Source organism: Streptomyces sp. NPDC054866, from assembly GCF_053610745.1.
The window spans coordinates 223,155-241,484 of record NZ_JBSGZA010000008.1 but is presented as its reverse complement, the minus strand read 5'-3'; the positions used below and the strand labels follow the sequence as shown (position 1 = coordinate 241,484).

General features: G+C 68.5%; 19 protein-coding genes. 10 read left to right on the top strand and 9 right to left on the bottom strand.

The window, feature by feature from the left end; genetic code table 11:
• Positions 1-79 precede the first annotated feature (79 nt).
• From ACWGI2_RS34165 to ACWGI2_RS34155, 3 genes are all read right to left on the bottom strand, one after another.
• Positions 80-1,453 (bottom strand): outer membrane protein assembly factor BamB family protein, encoded by a 1,374-nt coding sequence (locus tag ACWGI2_RS34165; protein WP_453699680.1) that lies wholly within the window; start codon positions 1,451-1,453, stop codon positions 80-82.
• Complete coding sequence (locus ACWGI2_RS34160; protein ID WP_453398409.1) at positions 1,450-2,013, bottom strand: SigE family RNA polymerase sigma factor; 564 nt, start codon at positions 2,011-2,013, stop codon at positions 1,450-1,452. Before ACWGI2_RS34160 ends, ACWGI2_RS34165 begins: the two co-directional genes overlap by 4 nt.
• 118 nt (positions 2,014-2,131) lie before the next feature.
• Entirely contained in the window at positions 2,132-2,584 is a 453-nt protein-coding gene (locus tag ACWGI2_RS34155) for a winged helix-turn-helix transcriptional regulator (RefSeq protein WP_453699679.1), read from the bottom strand.
• A 113-nt stretch (positions 2,585-2,697) separates the two neighbouring features.
• On the opposite strand from ACWGI2_RS34155, the gene ACWGI2_RS34150 reads away from it, so the two are divergent.
• Positions 2,698-3,948 carry an MFS transporter gene (locus tag ACWGI2_RS34150; RefSeq protein WP_453699677.1) on the top strand — a complete coding sequence of 417 codons (1,251 nt, stop codon included), beginning with the start codon at positions 2,698-2,700 and terminating at the stop codon, positions 3,946-3,948.
• Here ACWGI2_RS34150 and ACWGI2_RS34145 read toward each other — a convergent pair.
• A complete protein-coding gene (locus ACWGI2_RS34145) occupies positions 3,941-5,197 on the bottom strand; it encodes a glycosyltransferase (protein ID WP_453699675.1) in 1,257 nt (418 codons plus the stop codon). The genes ACWGI2_RS34150 and ACWGI2_RS34145 overlap by 8 nt on opposite strands.
• Positions 5,198-5,436: 239 nt before the next feature.
• On the opposite strand from ACWGI2_RS34145, the gene ACWGI2_RS34140 reads away from it, so the two are divergent.
• Complete coding sequence (locus tag ACWGI2_RS34140) at positions 5,437-6,606, top strand: acyltransferase family protein (protein WP_453699674.1); 1,170 nt, start codon at positions 5,437-5,439, stop codon at positions 6,604-6,606.
• Positions 6,607-6,638: 32 nt separating this feature from the next.
• Here ACWGI2_RS34140 and ACWGI2_RS34135 read toward each other — a convergent pair whose 3' ends face one another.
• The gene (locus ACWGI2_RS34135; RefSeq protein ID WP_453699672.1) at positions 6,639-8,195 is read right to left on the bottom strand and encodes a hypothetical protein; all 1,557 of its coding nucleotides are present in this window, start codon (positions 8,193-8,195) and stop codon (positions 6,639-6,641) included.
• A gap of 250 nt (positions 8,196-8,445) precedes the next feature.
• On the opposite strand from ACWGI2_RS34135, the gene ACWGI2_RS34130 reads away from it, so the two are divergent.
• The 5 genes from ACWGI2_RS34130 to thpR all read left to right on the top strand — a co-directional run bounded on the left by ACWGI2_RS34130 (position 8,446) and on the right by thpR (position 13,789).
• Complete coding sequence (locus ACWGI2_RS34130; protein WP_453699671.1) at positions 8,446-9,345, top strand: RNA polymerase sigma-70 factor; 900 nt, start codon at positions 8,446-8,448, stop codon at positions 9,343-9,345.
• Positions 9,333-9,797 carry an SRPBCC family protein gene (locus ACWGI2_RS34125; protein ID WP_453699669.1) on the top strand — a complete coding sequence of 155 codons (465 nt, stop codon included), beginning with the start codon at positions 9,333-9,335 and terminating at the stop codon, positions 9,795-9,797. Before ACWGI2_RS34130 ends, ACWGI2_RS34125 begins: the two co-directional genes overlap by 13 nt.
• A 72-nt stretch (positions 9,798-9,869) precedes the next feature.
• Positions 9,870-10,904 (top strand): hypothetical protein, encoded by a 1,035-nt coding sequence (locus ACWGI2_RS34120; RefSeq protein WP_453699668.1) that lies wholly within the window; start codon positions 9,870-9,872, stop codon positions 10,902-10,904.
• Positions 10,905-10,951: 47 nt separating this feature from the next.
• On the top strand, positions 10,952-13,093 hold the full coding sequence (locus ACWGI2_RS34115; RefSeq protein WP_453699666.1) for a hypothetical protein: 2,142 nt from the start codon (positions 10,952-10,954) through the stop codon (positions 13,091-13,093).
• Between the two features lie 78 nt (positions 13,094-13,171).
• The gene (thpR, locus tag ACWGI2_RS34110) at positions 13,172-13,789 is read left to right on the top strand and encodes an RNA 2',3'-cyclic phosphodiesterase (RefSeq protein ID WP_453398418.1); all 618 of its coding nucleotides are present in this window, start codon (positions 13,172-13,174) and stop codon (positions 13,787-13,789) included.
• Positions 13,790-13,895: 106 nt separating this feature from the next.
• Here the strand turns inward: thpR and ACWGI2_RS34105 are convergent, their stop codons facing one another.
• The 3 genes from ACWGI2_RS34105 to ACWGI2_RS34095 form a co-directional block, all read right to left on the bottom strand.
• Positions 13,896-14,084 carry an antitoxin gene (locus ACWGI2_RS34105; RefSeq protein ID WP_453398419.1) on the bottom strand — a complete coding sequence of 63 codons (189 nt, stop codon included), beginning with the start codon at positions 14,082-14,084 and terminating at the stop codon, positions 13,896-13,898.
• Positions 14,085-14,189: 105 nt separating this feature from the next.
• Positions 14,190-14,543, bottom strand: a complete 354-nt coding sequence (locus ACWGI2_RS34100; RefSeq protein WP_453398420.1) for a hypothetical protein — start codon at positions 14,541-14,543, stop codon at positions 14,190-14,192.
• A 147-nt stretch (positions 14,544-14,690) separates the two neighbouring features.
• Positions 14,691-14,939: a hypothetical protein gene (locus ACWGI2_RS34095; RefSeq protein WP_453398421.1), complete on the bottom strand. Its 249-nt coding sequence runs from the start codon at positions 14,937-14,939 to the stop codon at positions 14,691-14,693.
• 114 nt (positions 14,940-15,053) lie between these two features.
• Here ACWGI2_RS34095 and ACWGI2_RS34090 point away from each other — a divergent pair, with 114 nt between their 5' ends.
• Complete coding sequence (locus ACWGI2_RS34090) at positions 15,054-16,070, top strand: YdcF family protein (RefSeq protein WP_453699664.1); 1,017 nt, start codon at positions 15,054-15,056, stop codon at positions 16,068-16,070.
• 45 nt (positions 16,071-16,115) lie between these two features.
• Here ACWGI2_RS34090 and ACWGI2_RS34085 read toward each other — a convergent pair whose 3' ends face one another.
• Positions 16,116-16,946 (bottom strand): LysR family substrate-binding domain-containing protein, encoded by an 831-nt coding sequence (locus ACWGI2_RS34085; protein ID WP_453699662.1) that lies wholly within the window; start codon positions 16,944-16,946, stop codon positions 16,116-16,118.
• Positions 16,947-17,004: 58 nt separating this feature from the next.
• Here ACWGI2_RS34085 and ACWGI2_RS34080 point away from each other — a divergent pair, with 58 nt between their 5' ends.
• A complete protein-coding gene (locus ACWGI2_RS34080; protein ID WP_453398424.1) occupies positions 17,005-17,403 on the top strand; it encodes a DUF5997 family protein in 399 nt (132 codons plus the stop codon).
• A gap of 135 nt (positions 17,404-17,538) precedes the next feature.
• Positions 17,539-18,303, top strand: coding sequence for a YqjF family protein (locus tag ACWGI2_RS34075; RefSeq protein WP_453699660.1), 765 nt, complete (start codon positions 17,539-17,541; stop codon positions 18,301-18,303).
• The last annotated feature ends 27 nt before the right edge of the window (positions 18,304-18,330 follow it).

The following is an 18,330-nucleotide window of genomic DNA, read 5'->3' as shown; positions in this document are numbered from 1 at the left end:
CCCTCCGGCATTGCTTCAGCACTCAGCAGGGCGCCGGGCCGGGGCGAAAAGTGTCACCCCGGCCCGGTGCCCCGCGAAGTCAGTGGCCGACCACCGGCAGCAGAGAGACGATCTCGCCGCCCTTCCGTACGACCAACGCGTCCTTGTAGAGCAGGAGTTGTGCCGTCCTCCAGAAGCCGGAACCCGGCTTCGGCTCGCCGAAGTCCACGTGTTCACGCCAGACCCGCTCGCCCGTGCTCAGGTCGAGGCCGACCAGGTCCCCGCGCTCGCCGAGGAAGTACACGACCCCTTGCGCCATCGACACCACGGGAGACGCGACATCGTGCATGGTGTCCTCGTCGGGCAGCTCGACGCCGACGGGGCCCGTCCACAGAGTCTTTCCCGTGGTCAGCGAATAGGCCGAGGCCTTGCCCTTCCAGTTCACGGTGATCAGGCGGTCACCGATGACATCCAGGGAGGCCAACGCCCCTCCGACCCGGTAGGAATGCGAGGTCTGCTTCCCGGTGCCGCTGATGGTGGTCAGCCGCAGGTCCTTGCGGGCGTTCGTGTCCAAGCCGACTGCCGGGTCGTGCGCCGCGGTCAGGACCATGCCGCCTCCGGAGGTACCGACGAGCTGCTGCCCGCCGGGGAGCGTGGCGACCTTCCTGGCATCTCCGGTGGCGGGATCGAGTCGCAGGATGTCGGTGCCTTCCGGCTTCTCGACGTCCGGCGTGCACGCCAGATGGGGCACGCCACCCAGCACCGCACGTTGACACGCGACCCCCTTGTCCCAGGTGTGGCGCCACTTCTCCTTGCCCGTCAGCGGGTCGAGGGCCGACATCGTACGAAGATTCGGGGTGTTCGCGAGGACCGCGCCGTCGATGAGCATGGCGGCCTGGTCGGTGCGGTCGTCCTGCGGCATCTCGACCGTCCACAGCACGTCGCCATTGTCGACGTCCACCGCCATCAGATCGGTGCCGCCGGCGTAGTCGCCGTTCGGTTCGTTCTTCGCGGTGTGGTTGCGGTAGGCGTAGACCACGCCGTCGCGCACGGCGAACGGATGGTCGATCCCGTCGCCTTCGCGCTTGACCTTAACCGTCCACAGGCGCTCGCCGGTATTGGCGTCGAACTTGGCGGCGTCGTACTTGGACCCGGCGCAGTACAGCGCGGATCCGTCCACCAGGCAGCCCCGCTCGCCGGCGCCCGCCGCGTCCTTCTCCCACGGCTTCCAGCCCTCCGGCGACGCCGCGGGCCGCACAGGCCGGTCCTCCCCGCCCGCTCCACCCCCGAAGCCGAGAACCGCCCCCACGGTGATCGCGGCGACAGCCACCGCCGCCCCCGCGACCTGCGAGAAACGGCGCCGGCTGCGCCGCCGCACCACCTGCTCGACCAGGTCCCCGGGCGCCCGCACCTGATCCAGGGCGACCGCGTGAAGCGTCTCCCGGACCTTCTCCTCCACCCGCTCCGTCGTCATCCCTGCATCTCCTTCGGCGTGTAGCTGAGCGACTGCGCCTGTTCCGCGGGCCGTTCCGCTGGCTTCTCGGGCCCGAGCTCCGGTACGAGCGCGCGGAGCTTGGCGAGCGATCGGTGCGCGGTACTGCGCACCGTGCCCACCGGGCACCTCAGCAGCGCCGCGACCTCGCCCTCCGGCAGATCCTCGAAGTAGCGCAGCACGACCACGGCCCGCTGCCGCTTCGTCAGACGGCGGAGCGCCGCCCACAGCGCGATGCGCAGCTCGGAGTCCGGTTCGGCTCCGGCTTCCCTGCCGGACTCGGGCAGTACGGGCACCGTCGTCTCCGCACGGTGTCTGCGCAGCCGCCAGCGACTGACCTGCTGGCGGTACAGGACTTGGCGCACATACGCCTCGGGCTGCTCGATGTGCGCCCAGCGTCCGTAGGCCTTCATCAGCGCAATCTGCAGCAGATCCTCCGCCGCATGCCGGTCCCCGCCGGTGAGCAGCACCGCGAGCCGCAGCAGCGCGGTGGAGCGCATCGCTACGAACTCCCGGAACTCGTCGTGACTTGAGGCCTCCATCGACCCTCCCCTTCTTGGCAACCATCACGACGCGATGGGCCGCCCCCAGCTATCCCTCAGCGGGGGAAATTGTGCGTGAGGGCGTTTTCGGCCATGCCGTGGGCCGTGCTGAGGCCGGTCACTGGCCGGAGATCTTGTACACGGTGGTGTCGTCGGGGTCCAGACGTCGCCCGTCCGCGGACAGTACTTCCAGCGGACGAAGGCTCTGCCCCTGTCGGCGGTCGACCAGCTGTGAGTGCGGTTCGCCGGGGGCGAAGAAGTTCTGTTCGCCCCACTGCCGCAGCGCCACGATGACGGGGAAGAGCGCCTCGCCCTTCGGCGTGAGTACGTACTCGCGGTAGGCGCTGCCGTCTGAGGCGGGGACCGATTCGAGGACACCGCCTGCGACCAGGTTGCGCAGTCGCGCGGTGAGGATGTTCTTCGCCACCCCGAGGCTGCGCTGGAACTCCCCGAAGCGTCGGCTTCCGTCGAAGGCGTCCCGCACGATCAGCAGGGACCACCAGTCGCCGATCGCGTCCACCGACCGGGCGACGGGGCATTCGCTGTCGTCGAAGCGCGTCCTGGTCACCATGGCGTCCACGTCCCTCAGTCACTCTCACGATGGTTGCAACATGCTACCAAGAAGCGCTACCTTCACCCTTCGTCATTGGTAGCAAGTTGCAACCAGAATGCGGAGGGGTGCCGATGCCCGGCAACGATGAGGCTTTGACACGACGGACCGAGGCCCGCGGCAGGGGGGATTCCTCAGTTGAACTGTCCCGCGGCATCGTCATGCTGTTCGCCGTCGCCTGCGGGGCTTCGGTGGCCAACGTCTACTTCTCCCAGCCGCTACTGGTGACCATGGGCCACGACCTCGCCATGAGCCCGGCACTCGTCGGCAGCGTGGTCACCCTCACGCATGTCGGATACGGGCTCGGCCTCTTCTTCCTCGTACCGCTGGGTGACGTGGCCGACCGCCGACGGCTCGTCGTGGCCCAATTGCTGCTCCTGGTGGTGGCGTTGGCCGTGGTGGCCGCCGCACCCACGGCGGCGATCCTGCTGGCGGGCATGGCCGCGACGGGGCTTCTCGCCGTCGTCACGCAGACGCTGGTGGCCTTCGCGGCCTCACTGGCGCCTGCCGCCCAGCGCGGACGGGTCGTCGGTCTGGTCACCAGCGGCGTGGTCATCGGAATCCTGCTCGCCCGCACCGCATCCGGACTCATGGCCGATCTCGCGGGCTGGCGCTCCGTCTACCTCGCCTCGGCAGCGCTCACCGCCCTGCTCGCCTTGACCCTGTACCGAGTTCTGCCACACCACCTCGACGCGCCGCCGACAACCCTGCGCTACGGACAGCTCCTGCGCTCCACCATCACCCTGTTCGCACGGGAGCGGCTGCTACGGCTCCGGGCCCTGTTCGGCCTGCTGATCTTCGCGGCCTTCAGCACCCTGTGGAGCAGCGTCGCGCTGCCGCTCAGCGAGGCCCCGTACTTCCTGTCCCACAGCGCGATCGGGGCGCTGGGTCTCATCGGCGTCGTCGGCGCCCTGGCCGCGACCGTGGCCGGTCGTCTGAACGACCGTGGACTCTCCCGGCACACCACCGGCACCGCCCTGGCACTGCTCGCCGCGTCGTGGCTGCCCCTGGCCTTCACCCGCAGCTCGTTCTGGGCTCTAGCCGTCGGGGTGATCCTGCTCGACCTCGCCGTGCAGGCGGTCCATGTCACCAACCAGACCCTGATCTACGCGCTGCACCCGGACGCGGGCAGCCGGCTGATCGGCGGATACATGGTCTTCTACTCGATCGGCAGCGCCACCGGCGCCATTGCCGCGACCTCCCTCTACTCGGTGGCCGGCTGGGGCGCGGTATGCGCGCTGGGGGCCGCGTTCAGCTGCCTCGGGCTCCTGCTGTGGGCGATCACAGCCCGGCGGCACAACTACCAGACCCCGTCTATCAGTTGAGCCTCCGCTTCACCGCGTCCTTGACGCCGTAGACCGCTCCGATCACTGAGCCTCGGGTCTGGTGCGCGACGGCTTTCAGAGCGCCGTTCGTGCCACGCTGCCTCGTCAGTTGAGCGCAGGTGTCGGCGAAGCGTGCCGCGATGAGGGCCGGTTCGTATCGCGCCGAGGAGATGCGCGCCGCCTCGGCCATCCGCTGACGGAGCTCATCGCTGTTGATGAGCTCCAGGAGGTTCTGAGCGAGGGCCTCCTCATCACCCATGGGCACGAGACGCCCGTCGATTCCATCGGAAATGATCTCCCTCGGACCCAAGGGGCAGTCGGTGGAGACAACGGGCACTCCACACCGCATCGCTTCGACGATCGTCATGCCGAAGGACTCGTGGTCCGAAGCGCTCGCGGCGAGGCCCGCTTTGAGCCACTCGGTTTCCAGGGGTGAAACCGCGCCCATGAGAGAAGCGTGCTTTTCCAGGCCCAATTCCTCGATGAGCTGCTGGAGTTGCGCTCCGTGACCTGCTCCGATCCCTGGGCCGAAGATACGGAGAACCCAGTCAGGGCGATCGGCGCGGACTCTGTCGAATGCCCGGATGAGGAGGTCGTACCGTTTGGTCGGAACGAGTCTCCCGGCAGCGACAACTGCCTTGTCCCTGCTGCCCGGCAGGGCACTGAGTGGCGCCGGGACAGGATTGGGAAATGCCTCGATGCGCACTCCCGGAAGTGTCATGTGCTTGCGGTAGGTGTCCGCGTCGGCCCGGGTCGTGGTGGTCAGCATGTCAAGGCGTGGATACAGCCGACGCAATGCACGCCGCAGCGGTCTCGGGTGGTTGTGGAATGTCAGGTGCTCTTGCCCGACGCGCAGCGGCCCCCGCCTGGCCTGCAGACAGATATGTGCGTTCAGGCCTGGTCGGGTGCCCACGATGACGTCGCTCGTCAGCGTGCTCAAGTACTGAGCGATCCGCTGATCGGTCAGGGCGCTGTAGTGCGGGTACTGCGTCTCGCTTCTGGGAAACACAGCAGCTGGGCTGCGGTATTCGGGCAGGTCCCCCTCATACCCCGGGGTCCCCTTTCGCAGATCGACCAGGTGTCGGAGCCCGACGTGAGGATGCACGGGGAACACGGGCGAATCCCTGTGCCGGTGGACCGACACGATCTCCACATCATGCTGCTCGGCAAGCGCGTTGGCGAGGTTGATGGTGGTGCGGATCGTGCCGCCGAAACCGAAGGAATTGTGGATGAGGAATGAGATGTGCAAGGTGCCGTAGCTCCCGGAGCCGCACTCCATACGGAGTCACCAAGGCCCCGGCACGACAGAAATCGCGGAATCGGAGCCACTCGCCCATCCAACGACGGGACCCACCGAAGGTTCCGAGCCGCACAAGGCGCGCCTACCGTCGGCGCACCACCCCTCGGATGAGTGAAATTATCCGGCAATATGGCGGGACTCGTGCGCATGTACCGCATTGACCGCGTGCGCGGTGCTGTCGTCCCTTCATGCGCAGCAGCAACCGGCAGTACCTCGTATCCGTTGATCACTTGCGTGCCTACGCTGCCGTGCTGGTGCTCCTCTGTCACGGAACGCACATGGTCTCTCCGTATCTCAGAGAGACCCCGAACAGTGACGCGCACGGCTGGCTCTATTCGGAGAACCCTCTGGCCACTCTGGTATTTGAAGGCCATTCCGGCGTTGCCCTCTTCATGGTGCTCTCCGGATTCATCTTCACCATCGGCACGCTGGGCAAGGACGTCCACTACGGACGGTTCCTCGGCAACCGGGTGCTGCGGATCTTCCCGCTCTACATCGCGTTGATCATCCTGGGTATCGGCGCACACAAGCAGGGCGCGGACCTGTCCGCGGTGCTCCAGTCTCTGGTCGGCCTGGGAAACCTGCCCGGGTCCCTCGACCTGGGGGCCGTGTCGAGCATGTGGTGGGCCATCGCGGTCGAGCTGCAGTTCTACCTGCTCTTCCCGCTGTTCAGCAGGCTTCTCACCAAACGCGGACCGGTGGCTCTGTTCAAGCTCCTGGCCGCCATTGCCGTGCTCCGGGCCCTGGTGTGGGCCTCGGCCAACGGCACCATCAGTGTGAACTCGATGCTCTACTACAGCCTCGCCGGCAGGATCGACCAATTCCTGCTGGGCATGGTGGCCGCCTGGTTCTTCGTGCACCACCGGGAACGGTTTCAGGGACTGCTGAAGGTGGCCGTCCCAACAGCCTTGGCCACAGGCGCGATCTGGGCCTTCAACCAGACCCACGCCTTCCACGAACGCCAGGCCACACGGCTGCTCTGGGTCGACGTCGAAGGAGTTCTCTGGGCTCTGGTGGTGCTGACCTATGTGGCCACCATCTCCTCAACGGGGATCGTGTCGAGAGGCATCGCCAAAGTCGGCGAGATGAGCTTCTCCGTCTACCTGCTCCACTACATGGTCATCACCGCGATCGTCTCCCGCCGCTGGTGGTTCGAGCTGACGGGGCGCCCGGTGGTGGATGCCTTCATCACCGCGGCGGCGGCCGTTCTGCCCATCACCCTGGCCGCTGCCGTGGTCACGTTCCATGGCATCGAACGGCCATTCCTCCGATGGCGTCGCGCCTACCTCCTCACGGACCCACCCAAGCCCGCCGCGCTCCCCCCTGCTCCCAAGGCCGCGGTCGTCTCGCCCAGGTAGACGAGGGTCCTGGTGCCGGAACTGACCAGCCATCAAAGTGCGGAAAATACCCGCCGGAACAGATCCAAGGCCTCATCGGCCCAGCCCATGACGCTCAGGGCCGAGCCCAGATTCGCCGGCGGGCGGTTGACCAGTGTGTCGTGGCGGATCAGCCGGTCGAAGTCGACGAGCACCGGGTCCTGGCGGGGGGTGCTTGCGTCGGGGCGGAAGAACCGGACGCCCGCAAGACGCATCACATTGATCACCTCCTGGGCGAGGATCCCGTACCCGACCGTCGTCGGGTGCACACCGTCCAGCGAGAACAGGCCGCCGTCCGTGCGCCGTTCGCCCTCGCCCGCGAGGAAGTGGGAGTTCGGCGGCGGCGACAGCGCCTGCAAGGCCGACGGCAACGGATACGGCTGCCACCATTTCGGTCGCGCCAGCGGGTCCTCGGCGTACCGGCGCGACGCGAGGCGGTCCATCAGGCCGCACGTCTCCAGCAGGTACCAGTCCTTTCCCTTCATGCGGGCGGCCCGGACCGTCTCGGTGATCGCGTCGTTGTACGCGTCGATCGCCTCGTCGACCTGTCGTGCCTGCTCCGCGGTGATGCTGGGGTCCCTGCCCGCGTCGAAGTCCCTGTCCTTGATCCACGGGCGCGTGTAGTAGGGGAAGTACCGCGAGCCGGGCTGGGTCTTGCCGGCCACACCGCGCGCCATCGGCGCGATCGTGACGTGCGGAACCGTGCACCAGATGACGTGACGCGCCTTGATGTCAAAGACTTCCGCGGCCACTTTGCGCAGTTCGGACGCGAAGTGCTTCGGCCGCCAGACCGTGAACCGCCGCTTGTCGTCCAAGTCGTCGAAGCCTGAATCCTCGCTCCACACCACGCGGAGATCGGTCACCGCCCGCAGGGCGTTGTTCGCACCCAGGAAGACGACCAGCGTCTCGATGCCGTGCTTCGACCCTGTGCCGTCGGTGTCCTTGCCGAGCTCGGCCGCCGCGCTCAACTGCGTCAGGGCGCCTGCGGCCTGGGGTCGGCCGGGCAGCACGCGCAGGGCGGCTCGCTCTCCGGCGTTCTGCACGACCTGGTTCACCAGGTCGTCCTTCGGCGTGTCGATCCGCTTGCGGCACTCGTCCGCCGACTTGGACAGCGCGTCGCGCAGGTCCCACCCGAACACCGCGAGGTTGTGCATGATCGCCGTGGTCGATGGCACGTTGCGGCCCGGACCCCGCTCCCAGTAGTCCTCCACCCTGTCCATCACGTTGCGAGCCCGGAACAGCGCCAGCGGCGCCTCCCACCAGTCCACGTTCCGCCCGTAACGGGCCTCCAGGTCACGCAGGAAGAGCTCGAGGTTGAACGGCAGCCCGCCGAAGCCCTCGTAGAGGGGGAAACGGAAGCGTGGGAAGCAGCCAAGCTCGTAAGCGACGATCGCCGGATACGACAGAGACGTGTTGAAGACCGCCGCGCTCTGGAAACCCTGCGTCAGCGAATCCCCTATCGCCACCAGGCGGTGCCGGGGATCGCCCGTCCACCTCGTACCGACATCGACCCCCACCTTGGGATCGAACTCCGGCACCCGCGGGCCCTGACGACGTACGGAGTCGGCCATGATTCCCCCTTGGCACACCACGGCGCACCGGCTGCGCCCTTGCGCGAGGCCTCTTTCTGCGTACCAGAGCCCGGCGTGTGCGGCACTGTCCCTGACGGGAAATACGCGGAACTCGGTGGGCGGAGCCCGGCTATGTGGTGTGGATCACGGTGGAGGACTGTCACGGTTCGCCGACGCGAGGTGTCTCGATGGGCGTCCGAAGAGAGGAGCCGGGTGTGGTCGTGCCACTGGCGAGGAATGGGAGTCCATCATGACTGAGGACGCCTTCACCGAGCATCGTCCGCTGCTGTTCACCATCGCCTACGAGATGCTGGGCAGCGCCGCCGATGCCGAAGACGTGCTGCAGGAGAGCTATCTGCGATGGAGCGCGGTCGACCAGGGGACGGTCGAACATCCGCGGGCCTACCTGGTCCGCGTCGTGACCCGGCAGGCCCTCAACCATCTGCGCACGGTCAAGGCACGCCGTGAGGACTACGTCGGCCCGTGGCTGCCCGAGCCGATCCGCACCGCGCCCGAGGTGAGCGAAGACGCGATCCTGGCCGAGTCGGTGTCGATGGCCATGATGCTCGTCCTGGAGACACTGAACCCGACCGAGCGCGCGGTGTTCGTACTGCACGACGTCTTCGGCTACACCCACGGCGAGATCGCCGCCTCGGTCGGCAAGAACGAGGGCACCGTCCGGCAGATCGCCCACCGCGCACGCAAGCACGTCCACGCACGCCGTCGCCGCTTCGAACCCGACTCCGAGGCCACCCGAGCCATCGTCCAGCGGTTCCTGCTCGCGGCGACGACCGGTGAGATCCAGGGCCTGATGGACCTTTTGGCCCCCGACGTCGTGGAGATCTCCGACGGCGGCGGAAAAGCGACCGCCGCCCGCCGCCCGATCACCGGCCGCGAAGAAGTCGCCCGCTTCACCCTCGGTGTGGCCCGCACCAGCATCACCCCGACGACCCGCATCGAGCACGCCATCTACAACGGCATGCCCGCGGCACGCTGCCTCACCGACGGCGAACTCGACTGGCTGCTCGCCTTCGAGATCCACGACGGACAGATCACCGGCCTCTACGCCATGCGCAACCCCGACAAGCTGCACCGCGCCCAGACGGTGCGCCCACTCGACCGAGGAGAACACCAGCCATGGAAACCATGACCGTCGAGCGCACCGTCCACGCCCCGATCGACGACGTGTTCGCCTGGCTCACCACGACGACCAACTACACGCGTTCGCCCCTCGTACTGCGCTGCCGCCTGACCCGCCACGGCGAATCCGCGCCGTACGGCGTCGGCGCGGTCCGCAGCCACCTCTGGCTGATCGGCTGGCTCCGCGAACGCATCACCCACTACGACCCGCCCTACGCCACGGAGTACGTCGTCGACCGCAGTGTCCCGCCGTCCCGGCATGAACTCGGGCGCATGACGTTCACCGAGACCGAAGAGGGCACCCTGGTCAGCTGGACCACACGCGCCGAAATGCGGGCCCCGCTCGTCGGCGCCTTCCTCACCCGGCACCTCGTACGACCGATGATCACCCGCAGCTTCCTCAGCATCCTCGACGCCGCCGACACCGCCCTGAGCCAGCACCCCAGCCCCAGCCGGTCCTGACGCCCGCGTATCCCCCGCCATTGACTGCCCTAAAGGGCAGCAGTACAAGTCCCCTACGGCAAGGGGGACATCATGGGTCTACGCATCACTGTGGACATTTTCTCGGGGCGACCCAATCCCACGTGGGAAATCCAGGACCAGGAACAGGTGCTTGAGCTGATCCAGCTCATCGCGCACCATCAGGAGGCGGTGGCCGACGTTTCCGGCGGGTTCACCGGACTCGGGTTCCGTGGAATCCAAGTGGAGATCACCGACGACCTGGACACCGCGGGCCTGCCCCCGGTGTTCAAGGTCGCTGGAGGCGGGGACCGGGACCCCTACACCGGTGCCGATGTCGCCGAGCACCTGCTGGAGACCATGCCGGTCGGCGGGCTCGACGAGAGCGGTGAGGGCGGTAAGCGGCGTCCGGCCGAGGACGAAGGCGAAGGCGAAGGCGAAGGCGAAGGCTCAGGCGACACGGCGGCGCTCGACGAGAGTTACCCCGAGGACTTCCGCGAGTCGGTCCGCGCGGAGATCCGGCGCACGGCCCGCGAGGGCGCGGGCGGGGCGACCACCATCGAGCCCACCGAGTCGGGCGGCATCACCGAGGCGGACGCCGCGGAGGTCGAGAAGCAGTTACAGACCCTCGTGCACCGGGCCGCGCTGGCCTGCGCGTACGACGTGACGCCCTTCAACCCGGCCTTCTGGAACCGCCCCGACACCCAGCCCTACAACAACTGCTACAACTTCGCGGTCAACCGGCGCACCAACACCTTCGCCCAGCCCGGCCACGCACACGGCTACACCATCCCCCGCACGGTGCGCTGCGGCGAGGTGTCCATCGGGGCACAGCGCGACGGTCTGCGGCTCTGGGGCAACTGCCAGCCCGCGGGATCGCTGCGTTACGTGGTGGCGCTCGTCACCGGCACTTTCCCCGGCAATCTCCGGGACTACCACTGGTACCGCCTGCACCCGGGCGGCCTCTGGGCCCACAAGCCGGGCGGAACTCCGGCCCGCAACACCGACAACTCCGGTCGCCTCATCACCAACCCGTATACGTGCGACCGACGCCCCTACAACGAATGGTGCGGTCTTTTCCAGACGCACAATTCGCTCGTCATTCGCTGACCACCCTCTGTCATTAGCTCACCCGAAAGGTCGGAGGAGTGAGCGCCATGTCCACACCCTTTGGCGATCCCACAGCCGAAACCACGGAATCCGTTACGCCCGAACTGCTCGACGTCGACCTCTCCGATATGCCGGTCGACGAACCGTCGCCGGCCACTGATGGTGAATCCGCCCCTTCGGCCGCCACGCCTGCGTACCTCCTCCTCCGAGGCAGTTACCGCAGCGTCGGCACCCACGTCCTGGAATTGCGGGTCGACGTCGACGGCCCCCGTACGCTCCGGAAGGTCAGCGGGGACTTCTTCAACTCCGGTGGCGGCACCACGAGTTACGCGGGGTCCTTCGTCGTGCACGCCCCGGCCGTCACCTGGTCGCCCACTCAAGTGGTGATCACCGGTCAGGGCCGTTTCACCGGAACGACCAGTTTCCCGATCGTGCGGGTGACCATCGCGCGCCGCAGGGTCGGCCAGCAACAGGCCGCCGCCACCGTGCAGTTCGTCAGGACGTCCGGCCAGGTCGGCGCCGCGTACACCTGCGCCTTCACGTCTCCGTACTTCCGCACCGTGCAGTGGGAGCAGGACTCCGTAGCCGGCAAGGTGCCCTTCGTGTCGTACGACACGGGTTCGCTGCCCGGGCCACCGGGCAGCCCGGCGCGGAAGCTGACCGTGCCGCGGGCGTACGCCGAGGCGGGCATCGACGTGCTGGTGTCCAGCGCGGCCAACATCCTCGGCGACAGTTCGGCCGGCTGGAACAACGCCGAGCTGCACGCCGCGATGCAGACCAACTTCTCCCTGTGGCGGGACGTACCGCAGTGGCGCGTGTGGCTGCTGGTCGCCAGCCGCTACGAGGGCAACGATGGTGTCCGCGGCATCATGTTCGATGCGCAGGACGCCTACCAGCGGCAGGGCTGCGCCGTCTTCTACGACATCATCCAGGGCACCGACCCCGAATCGGTGCGCGCCCAGTTGCGTACGTACGTGCATGAGCTCGGCCACGCCTTCAACCTGCTGCACTCGTGGCAGAAGGGGCTCGCCACACCCCCGGCGCCGCTCGGCCCGAACAACGGCTTCGGGGATCTGTCGTGGATGAACTATCCCCAGAACTTCAATCCCGGCGGCGGCGCTCCGACCGGGACGGCGGCGTACTGGAGGTCGTTCCCCTTCGAGTTCACCGCCAACGAGATCACGCATCTGCGGCACGGCTTCTACCGTGACGTGATCATGGGCGCCAACGCCTTCGGCAGGGGCGCCGCCGACATCGACCCCGACCTGTTCGACCAGCCCGTGGTGGATGATTCCGGGCTGCGGCTCGACCTGCGCGGAAAGAAGAACTTCGCGTTCGGTGAACCGGTCGTCGTGGAGCTGAAGTTGGACACGACCGACCTGCGCGGGCGGGACACGCACGGATTCCTGCACCCGGACTACGACTTGGTCAGCATCGCGATCCGGCAGCCGTCCGGCCGCACGGTGCTCTACCGGCCTCTGCTGCGGCGGTGCGTCGAAGCGGATGCCACGGTCCACCTGGCCGTGGACGGGCCGCCGGTCTACGCGAGCGCCTACGTGGGATACGGCCAGGACGGGCACTACTTCGAGCAGCCCGGTACCTACCTGCTGCGTGCCGCTTACGTCGCGTCGGACGGTTCCCGCATCGTCTCGCCGGTGCTGCGCACGACCGTCCGCAGCCCTCACAACGAGACCGACGAGCAGGTCGGCGAGCTGATGCTGGGCGAGGAGCAGGGCACCCTCTTCGCTCTGCGCGGGTCCGACTCGCCGTCGCTCCAGGCGGGCAACGACGCACTCCAGGAGGTCGCGCAGCACTACGAGAAGCACCCGCTCGCCCTCTACGCCCGCATGGTCGAAGGGCTCAACGCGGAGCGGGACTTCAAGTACCTGGCGCCGGACAAGAGTGCGCTGATGGTGCGCCCCGCCGCCCCTGAGCAGGCCGTCGGACTGCTGTCACCCGTGGTCGAGGCGTCCTTGCACGGCAACGGCGTCGACAACATCACCCTGAACATGGTGATGCGCCGCCTGGCCCGGGCGCACGCCAAGGAGGGCGACACCGAGCAGGCGAACGGTGTGCTCGACCAGCTGGTGCACTACGCCGAATCGAAGTTCAGGCCGCACGTCGTCGACGCCGTGCGTCACCAGGTGGACGAGACCCGACGGAACATCAACGCGGAGCCCGGCACCTGACCGGGCCCGGGGAGAGAGCTGGGGTCGCGGGCGGGGGTGCCGGTTGTCGGACCACCTGGATGCGGTACGAAGTCTTCTGTGAACGAGAAGTCTTCTGTGGACGACCAGAACCCGCCCGCGACCGTCCGTGTGTTCATCGCTCTCGCCCCGCCCGACGAGGCGAAGAAGGAACTGGAACGGGAGCTCGACCCCGCCTATCAGGCTCATCCTCGGATGCGGTGGAACCGCATCGAGGACTGGCACATCACTCTGGCGTTCCTCGGCGAGGTCCCCGTCACGGCGGTTTCGGTGCTGAGTGCTCCGCTCGCGCGCCTCGCAGCCTCCCGCAAGCCCCTGACACTGGCGCTGAGCGGTGGCGGGCACTTCGACGAGCGTGTGCTGTGGAGCGGGATCGCCGGAGACCTCGACGAGCTGCATCTGCTCGCCACCGAGGTGCGTGCCGTCGCCGACGACTGCGGGGTCGGGCATGTGGGCCGGCCGTTCCGCCCCCATCTGACGCTGGCCCGCGCCCGCCGGGACACGCCGTCGTGCGCGGTGGAGGCCGCTGCCGGGCTCGCCGGGTTCACCGGCCGACCCTGGCAGGCCGAGCGCCTGCACCTGGTCGCCAGCAACATCGGCCGCGGCCCGGGGCCCATCCACTACCGCGATGTCGGCGCCTGGGACTTCGACGGCTCGGCCTCGCCTTCCACGTTCTGAAACGCCGAGTGCCCCGCCCCTGCATCACGGGGGCGGGGCGGCAGCGCTGCAGCCACAGCGCGGATGGAAGCGACCAGCCTATCGGCGGGCACTGACAAACATGGGCCTACGGCTGCGGAGGCTTGTCCTGGTCCCTGCCGAGCTGGTCCCTGAGCTTGTCCTGGGCGGTGTCGACCTGGCCGGAGTACTTGCCCTGGGTCTTGTCGTCGACGAAGTCTCCCGCCTTGTCGACGCCCTTCCCGGCCTGGTCCTCGTGCCCCTTGAGCATCTGCTTGAGCTTGTCCATGACTGACATGGGCAACCGCCTCTCTTGTATCGCCCCCACATCCAGGCTCACACCACGAGGCTTGATCCGCATCTGGTGGCTCGGATCCGCACCTGTATCAGGGGCCCGCGTCTCTCAGCGGAACGTGTGGACCAGCTGGATATCGCCGACGATGTGGGCGTTGAACTCGTCGAGCTCCTCGGCCGGAACCCACAGTTCGAGGATCGTGCGACCGCCCGCCTGCTGGACGGGGTACCGGCGCAGGAACTCCGAGTCGACCTCGAAGCGCGTCACGTGACCGGCGCCGTCGTGCTTCACGTTCCAGTCCCTGGCGATCCTGATCGCGTAGTCCTCGTTGAGGACCGGGTAGAAGATCGGCTGCTCGGGCAGGCGGGGCGGCCAGGCGCGCCAGTTCAACTCACGGACCAGCTCGAGCTCCTTGGGGCCGGTCGGGCGCCACAGGGTCGTCGTCGCGGTCCGGCCGGTCATGAGAAGTCCACCTCTGGGTCGAAGGCCGCCGAAGCGGCTGGTCAGGAGGCGGACGATACCGGCAGGGCGAGGGGGCGGGCCACAGTATTCAGTTGGGCTGAGCGGCGGGCCCGGGGCGGCGGGCCCGCCGCTCAGCCGTGGTCAGCCTCAGAGCCGCTGGGTGCTGGAGATGTCAGGCGCGACCACGCCGACGCCGGCGCCGGGCGTCTGCGGGGCGCCCTGGCTCCCCTCGATCCCCTCGCTTCCCGGACCGGCGTCGCCGATCTCGTCCAGCATGCCCGCGGCGTGGGCGGGCGCCTTCGTGTCGGCCGTGTCCGCTCCCGGGGGCGGGCTGATCGCGGCGATGACAGCCCCGGCGGCGAGAGAGGCAACGGCCAGTACGCTTCGCTTCTTCATACCGGGGTCAACTCCCTGTCGCGCATAAGGGCACGGCCTGACCCCTGAGATCACCACAGCGGCCGACTTCGGTTCCGGCCCGAGGCGGGGGTTCGCGGCGCCTACGCTGTGCGGATGTTGGTCTACGCCCCGGCGGTGCTCCTCTTCCTCGTCTTCTGCGTGTGCGTGGCGCGCGAGCGCAGGAAGTTCAGCAATGCCGTGATCCTGGGGCTCGCAGCGCTCTGCGGTCTCGCGGCCTGGGTGTTCCAACTGGTCAGGTCCGGCTCGGCATCGGGTCAGGCCGTTGCGTGGGCGGCGCTGGTCCTCGGCGCTCTGAGCATCCTCGTACTGACGTGCTTCCTGTTCTCCAACGGCCTGCAGATGGTGCGCAAAGAGGGCAGGAGCCCCACCAACTTGCTTTCGCTGGTGGCCGCGTTGGCCATCCTGGCTGTCGTGGCGCTGGTGGTCATGGCGGTGGTCGTACGGACGCCGGTGTGGGTCGGCGTGGGAACGGCGGCCGGCGGGCTGGCCGCCTATCTCGCGTTCCTGTTCCTCTGTTTCGTCTGTTACGCGTTCCTGTACGGGCGGTTGCGCGTGCACCGCAAGGCCGACTTCGTGGTCGTCCTCGGTTCGGGACTCGTCGGTGGTTCCACCGTGCCGCCTCTGTTGGCCAGCCGCCTCAGGCGGGCGCAAGCGGTGCACGCGCGCCTCGCCGAGCGGGGCGATGCGCCGGTGGTCATCACCTCGGGCGGCCAGGGGCCGGACGAGGACGTGCCGGAGTCCCACGCGATGGCCGACGATCTGGTCGCCCACGGGTTTCCGGCAGGCCTGATCGAGCGGGAGGACCGCTCGACGACGACCGACGAGAATCTGCGGTTCAGCAAGGCGATCATGGAGAAGTCGAAGCCTGACTACCGGTGCGTCATCGTCACGAACAACTACCACGCCTTCCGTGCCGCTCTCACCGCCCGGCGGACCGGGATCAGGGGCCAGGTGGTGGGCTCGCCGACCGCCGCGTACTTCTGGCCCACCGCGACGATCCGTGAGTTCGCCGCGGTCCTCGTCGCCTACAAGCGGACCAACGTGGCCATCTGCCTGCTGCTCGTCCTCGGCGGGGTGCTCGCCTGGTGGGCACAGCGGAACGGCTCCTGAGGGCGCTTGCCGGTGGCTGTCCCCGCGCGGGCGCCGAGGCCGGGGCTACGACCGTCGGCCGGGCTTGCCCCGCTTGCCGCCCTTCGACGCCCCGCCGGAACCGCCGCGTGCGCTCTTGCCCGTCTTTCCGGCGGGCTTTCCCGACTTCCCGGTGGGCTTGCCCGCCGTCGGCTTGCGCCGGGCGGTCCCCTTGTCCGGGGTCTTGCGCTTCGACTGGTCCGGCGCCGCACCGGCCGCCGGAGTCTGGGAGCGGCCGCGTGAGCTGTTGACGGTGCGTCCTCGCACGATCCCGATGAAGTCCTCCACCAGGTCCGTGGTCGCGTCCTCCGGCCAGGACAGCGCGACCCGCGACTCGGGGGCTTCCGTGAGCGGGCGGTAGGTGAGGTCCTTGCGGTGGTGCAGGCGGGCGAGCGACTGGGGGACGACGAGGACGCCGATGCCCGCGGCCACCAGTTCGATGGCGTCCGCTGTCGTGGCGGGGCGCTCGTTCGCGGCCTTTCCGGGCAGGCCGGGCTCTCCGGGCAGGCTCTCCCACGGGAGGGTGTCGTCGAGGGGGTGCAGGACGGTCTCGTCGGCCAGGTCGTCGGCGGTCACTTCGTCGACCGCCGCGATGACGTGGTCCTTGGGGATCACCACGACTGTCGTCTCGGTGTAGAGGGGGATCGCGCTGAGGTCCGTACGGTCGACGGGCAGTCGTACGAAACCGGCGTCGGCGCCGCGGCCGCGCAGCAGCTCGAACGCCTCGCCGGGAGAGACCGGCACGAGGGTCAGCGGCACGTCCGGCAGCCGCTCGTTCCAGATCCGCACCCACTTGGTGGGTGTCACCCCCGGGACGTACGCGAGCCTGAAAGAAGGGGTTACTTGCGAGTCCGTCACTCCGCCAGGTTACCGGTCGTGGTCGGCGGTAGCTCACATGCTCGATACCCTGGGGACCATGACGTCGCACCAGACCACCCAGACCATGAAGCCCGCGACCGCGGCGAAGAAGCTGGGTGTGTACCTCGAGGCCACCCCCGCCGAGTTCCAGGAGGGTGTCGTCTCGCGCACCGAGCTGAACGCCCTGCAGACCGAGCCGCCCGAGTGGCTCCAGGAGCTGCGGCGCAACGGCCCGCACCCCCGGCCGGTCGTCGCGTCGAAGCTCGGCGTGTCCATCGCCGGTCTCGCGCGTGCCGGGCTCACGGAGGCCCTCACCACGGAGCAGATCGAAGCGATCAAGACCGACAACCCGGAGTGGCTGCAGAAGGAGCGCGCCACCCAGGCCGAGGTCCGCAAGGAAACGGTACGCATCAAGGAGAAGAACGCCGCGGAGCAGGAGCGCCGGTCGCGTTCCTGACCTCACTCGGAACTCCGACCCGAGCCCCCGGACACTGATTCGATCAGCCGGGGGCTCAGTCGTGCCGCCCGGCTCCCCGCCCCTCATGCGCGCCCCCGTGCCGGGCCCGGCCCGGGCCCCTGCGATGCTGATTGCGTGGTCCTCACTCCCGCCGTCCCGGAACCGATAACTGCCGATCCGCCCACCTCCACCGAGAACCCGCTGCTCACGCAGTCGTGGCTGGACCTTGCCTTTGTGCACTGGGCCGTGGATCCCGCGAATGTCGCGCCGCTCCTTCCGGCCGGGACGGTTCCCGATCTCCACGACGGGGCGACCTACGTGGGTCTGGTCGCGTTCCGCATGCACCGGGTCGGCTGGTTCCGGCTGCCCGGCATCCCCTATCTGGGTACGTTTCCCGAGACCAACGTGCGCCTCTACTCGGTGGACGCCCATGGCCGCCGCGGCGTCGTCTTCCGCTCCCTGGACGCCTCGCGCCTGATTCCGGTGGCGGTGGCGCGCGGGGCCTTCCGGCTGCCGTACCAGTGGTCGCGGATGAGCATCCGGCGCAGCGGCGACACCGTGACGTACACGAGTGCGAGGCGCTGGCCGGGGCCGCGGGGTGCGCACAGCCGTATAGCCGTCCGGGTGGGCGAACCGGTCGAGGAGCCCACCGATCTCGAGCACTTCCTGACGGCCCGGTGGGGCATGCACAACACGTTCTTCGGGCGGCAGATGTTCCTGCCGAACGCGCATCCGCGCTGGCCTCTGCACCGGGCCGATCTGATCGAGTGCGACGAGGACCTGATCGCGGCCGCTGGGCTGCCGCGGCCGGTCGGGGACCCGGTGAGCGTGCTGTATTCGCCGGGCGTTCCGGTTCGCTTCGGGCGCCCGGCTCGGCCGGGCGGCATTCCGACTCCCTGACGGCCGCGACGACGGCGTACGACAGCG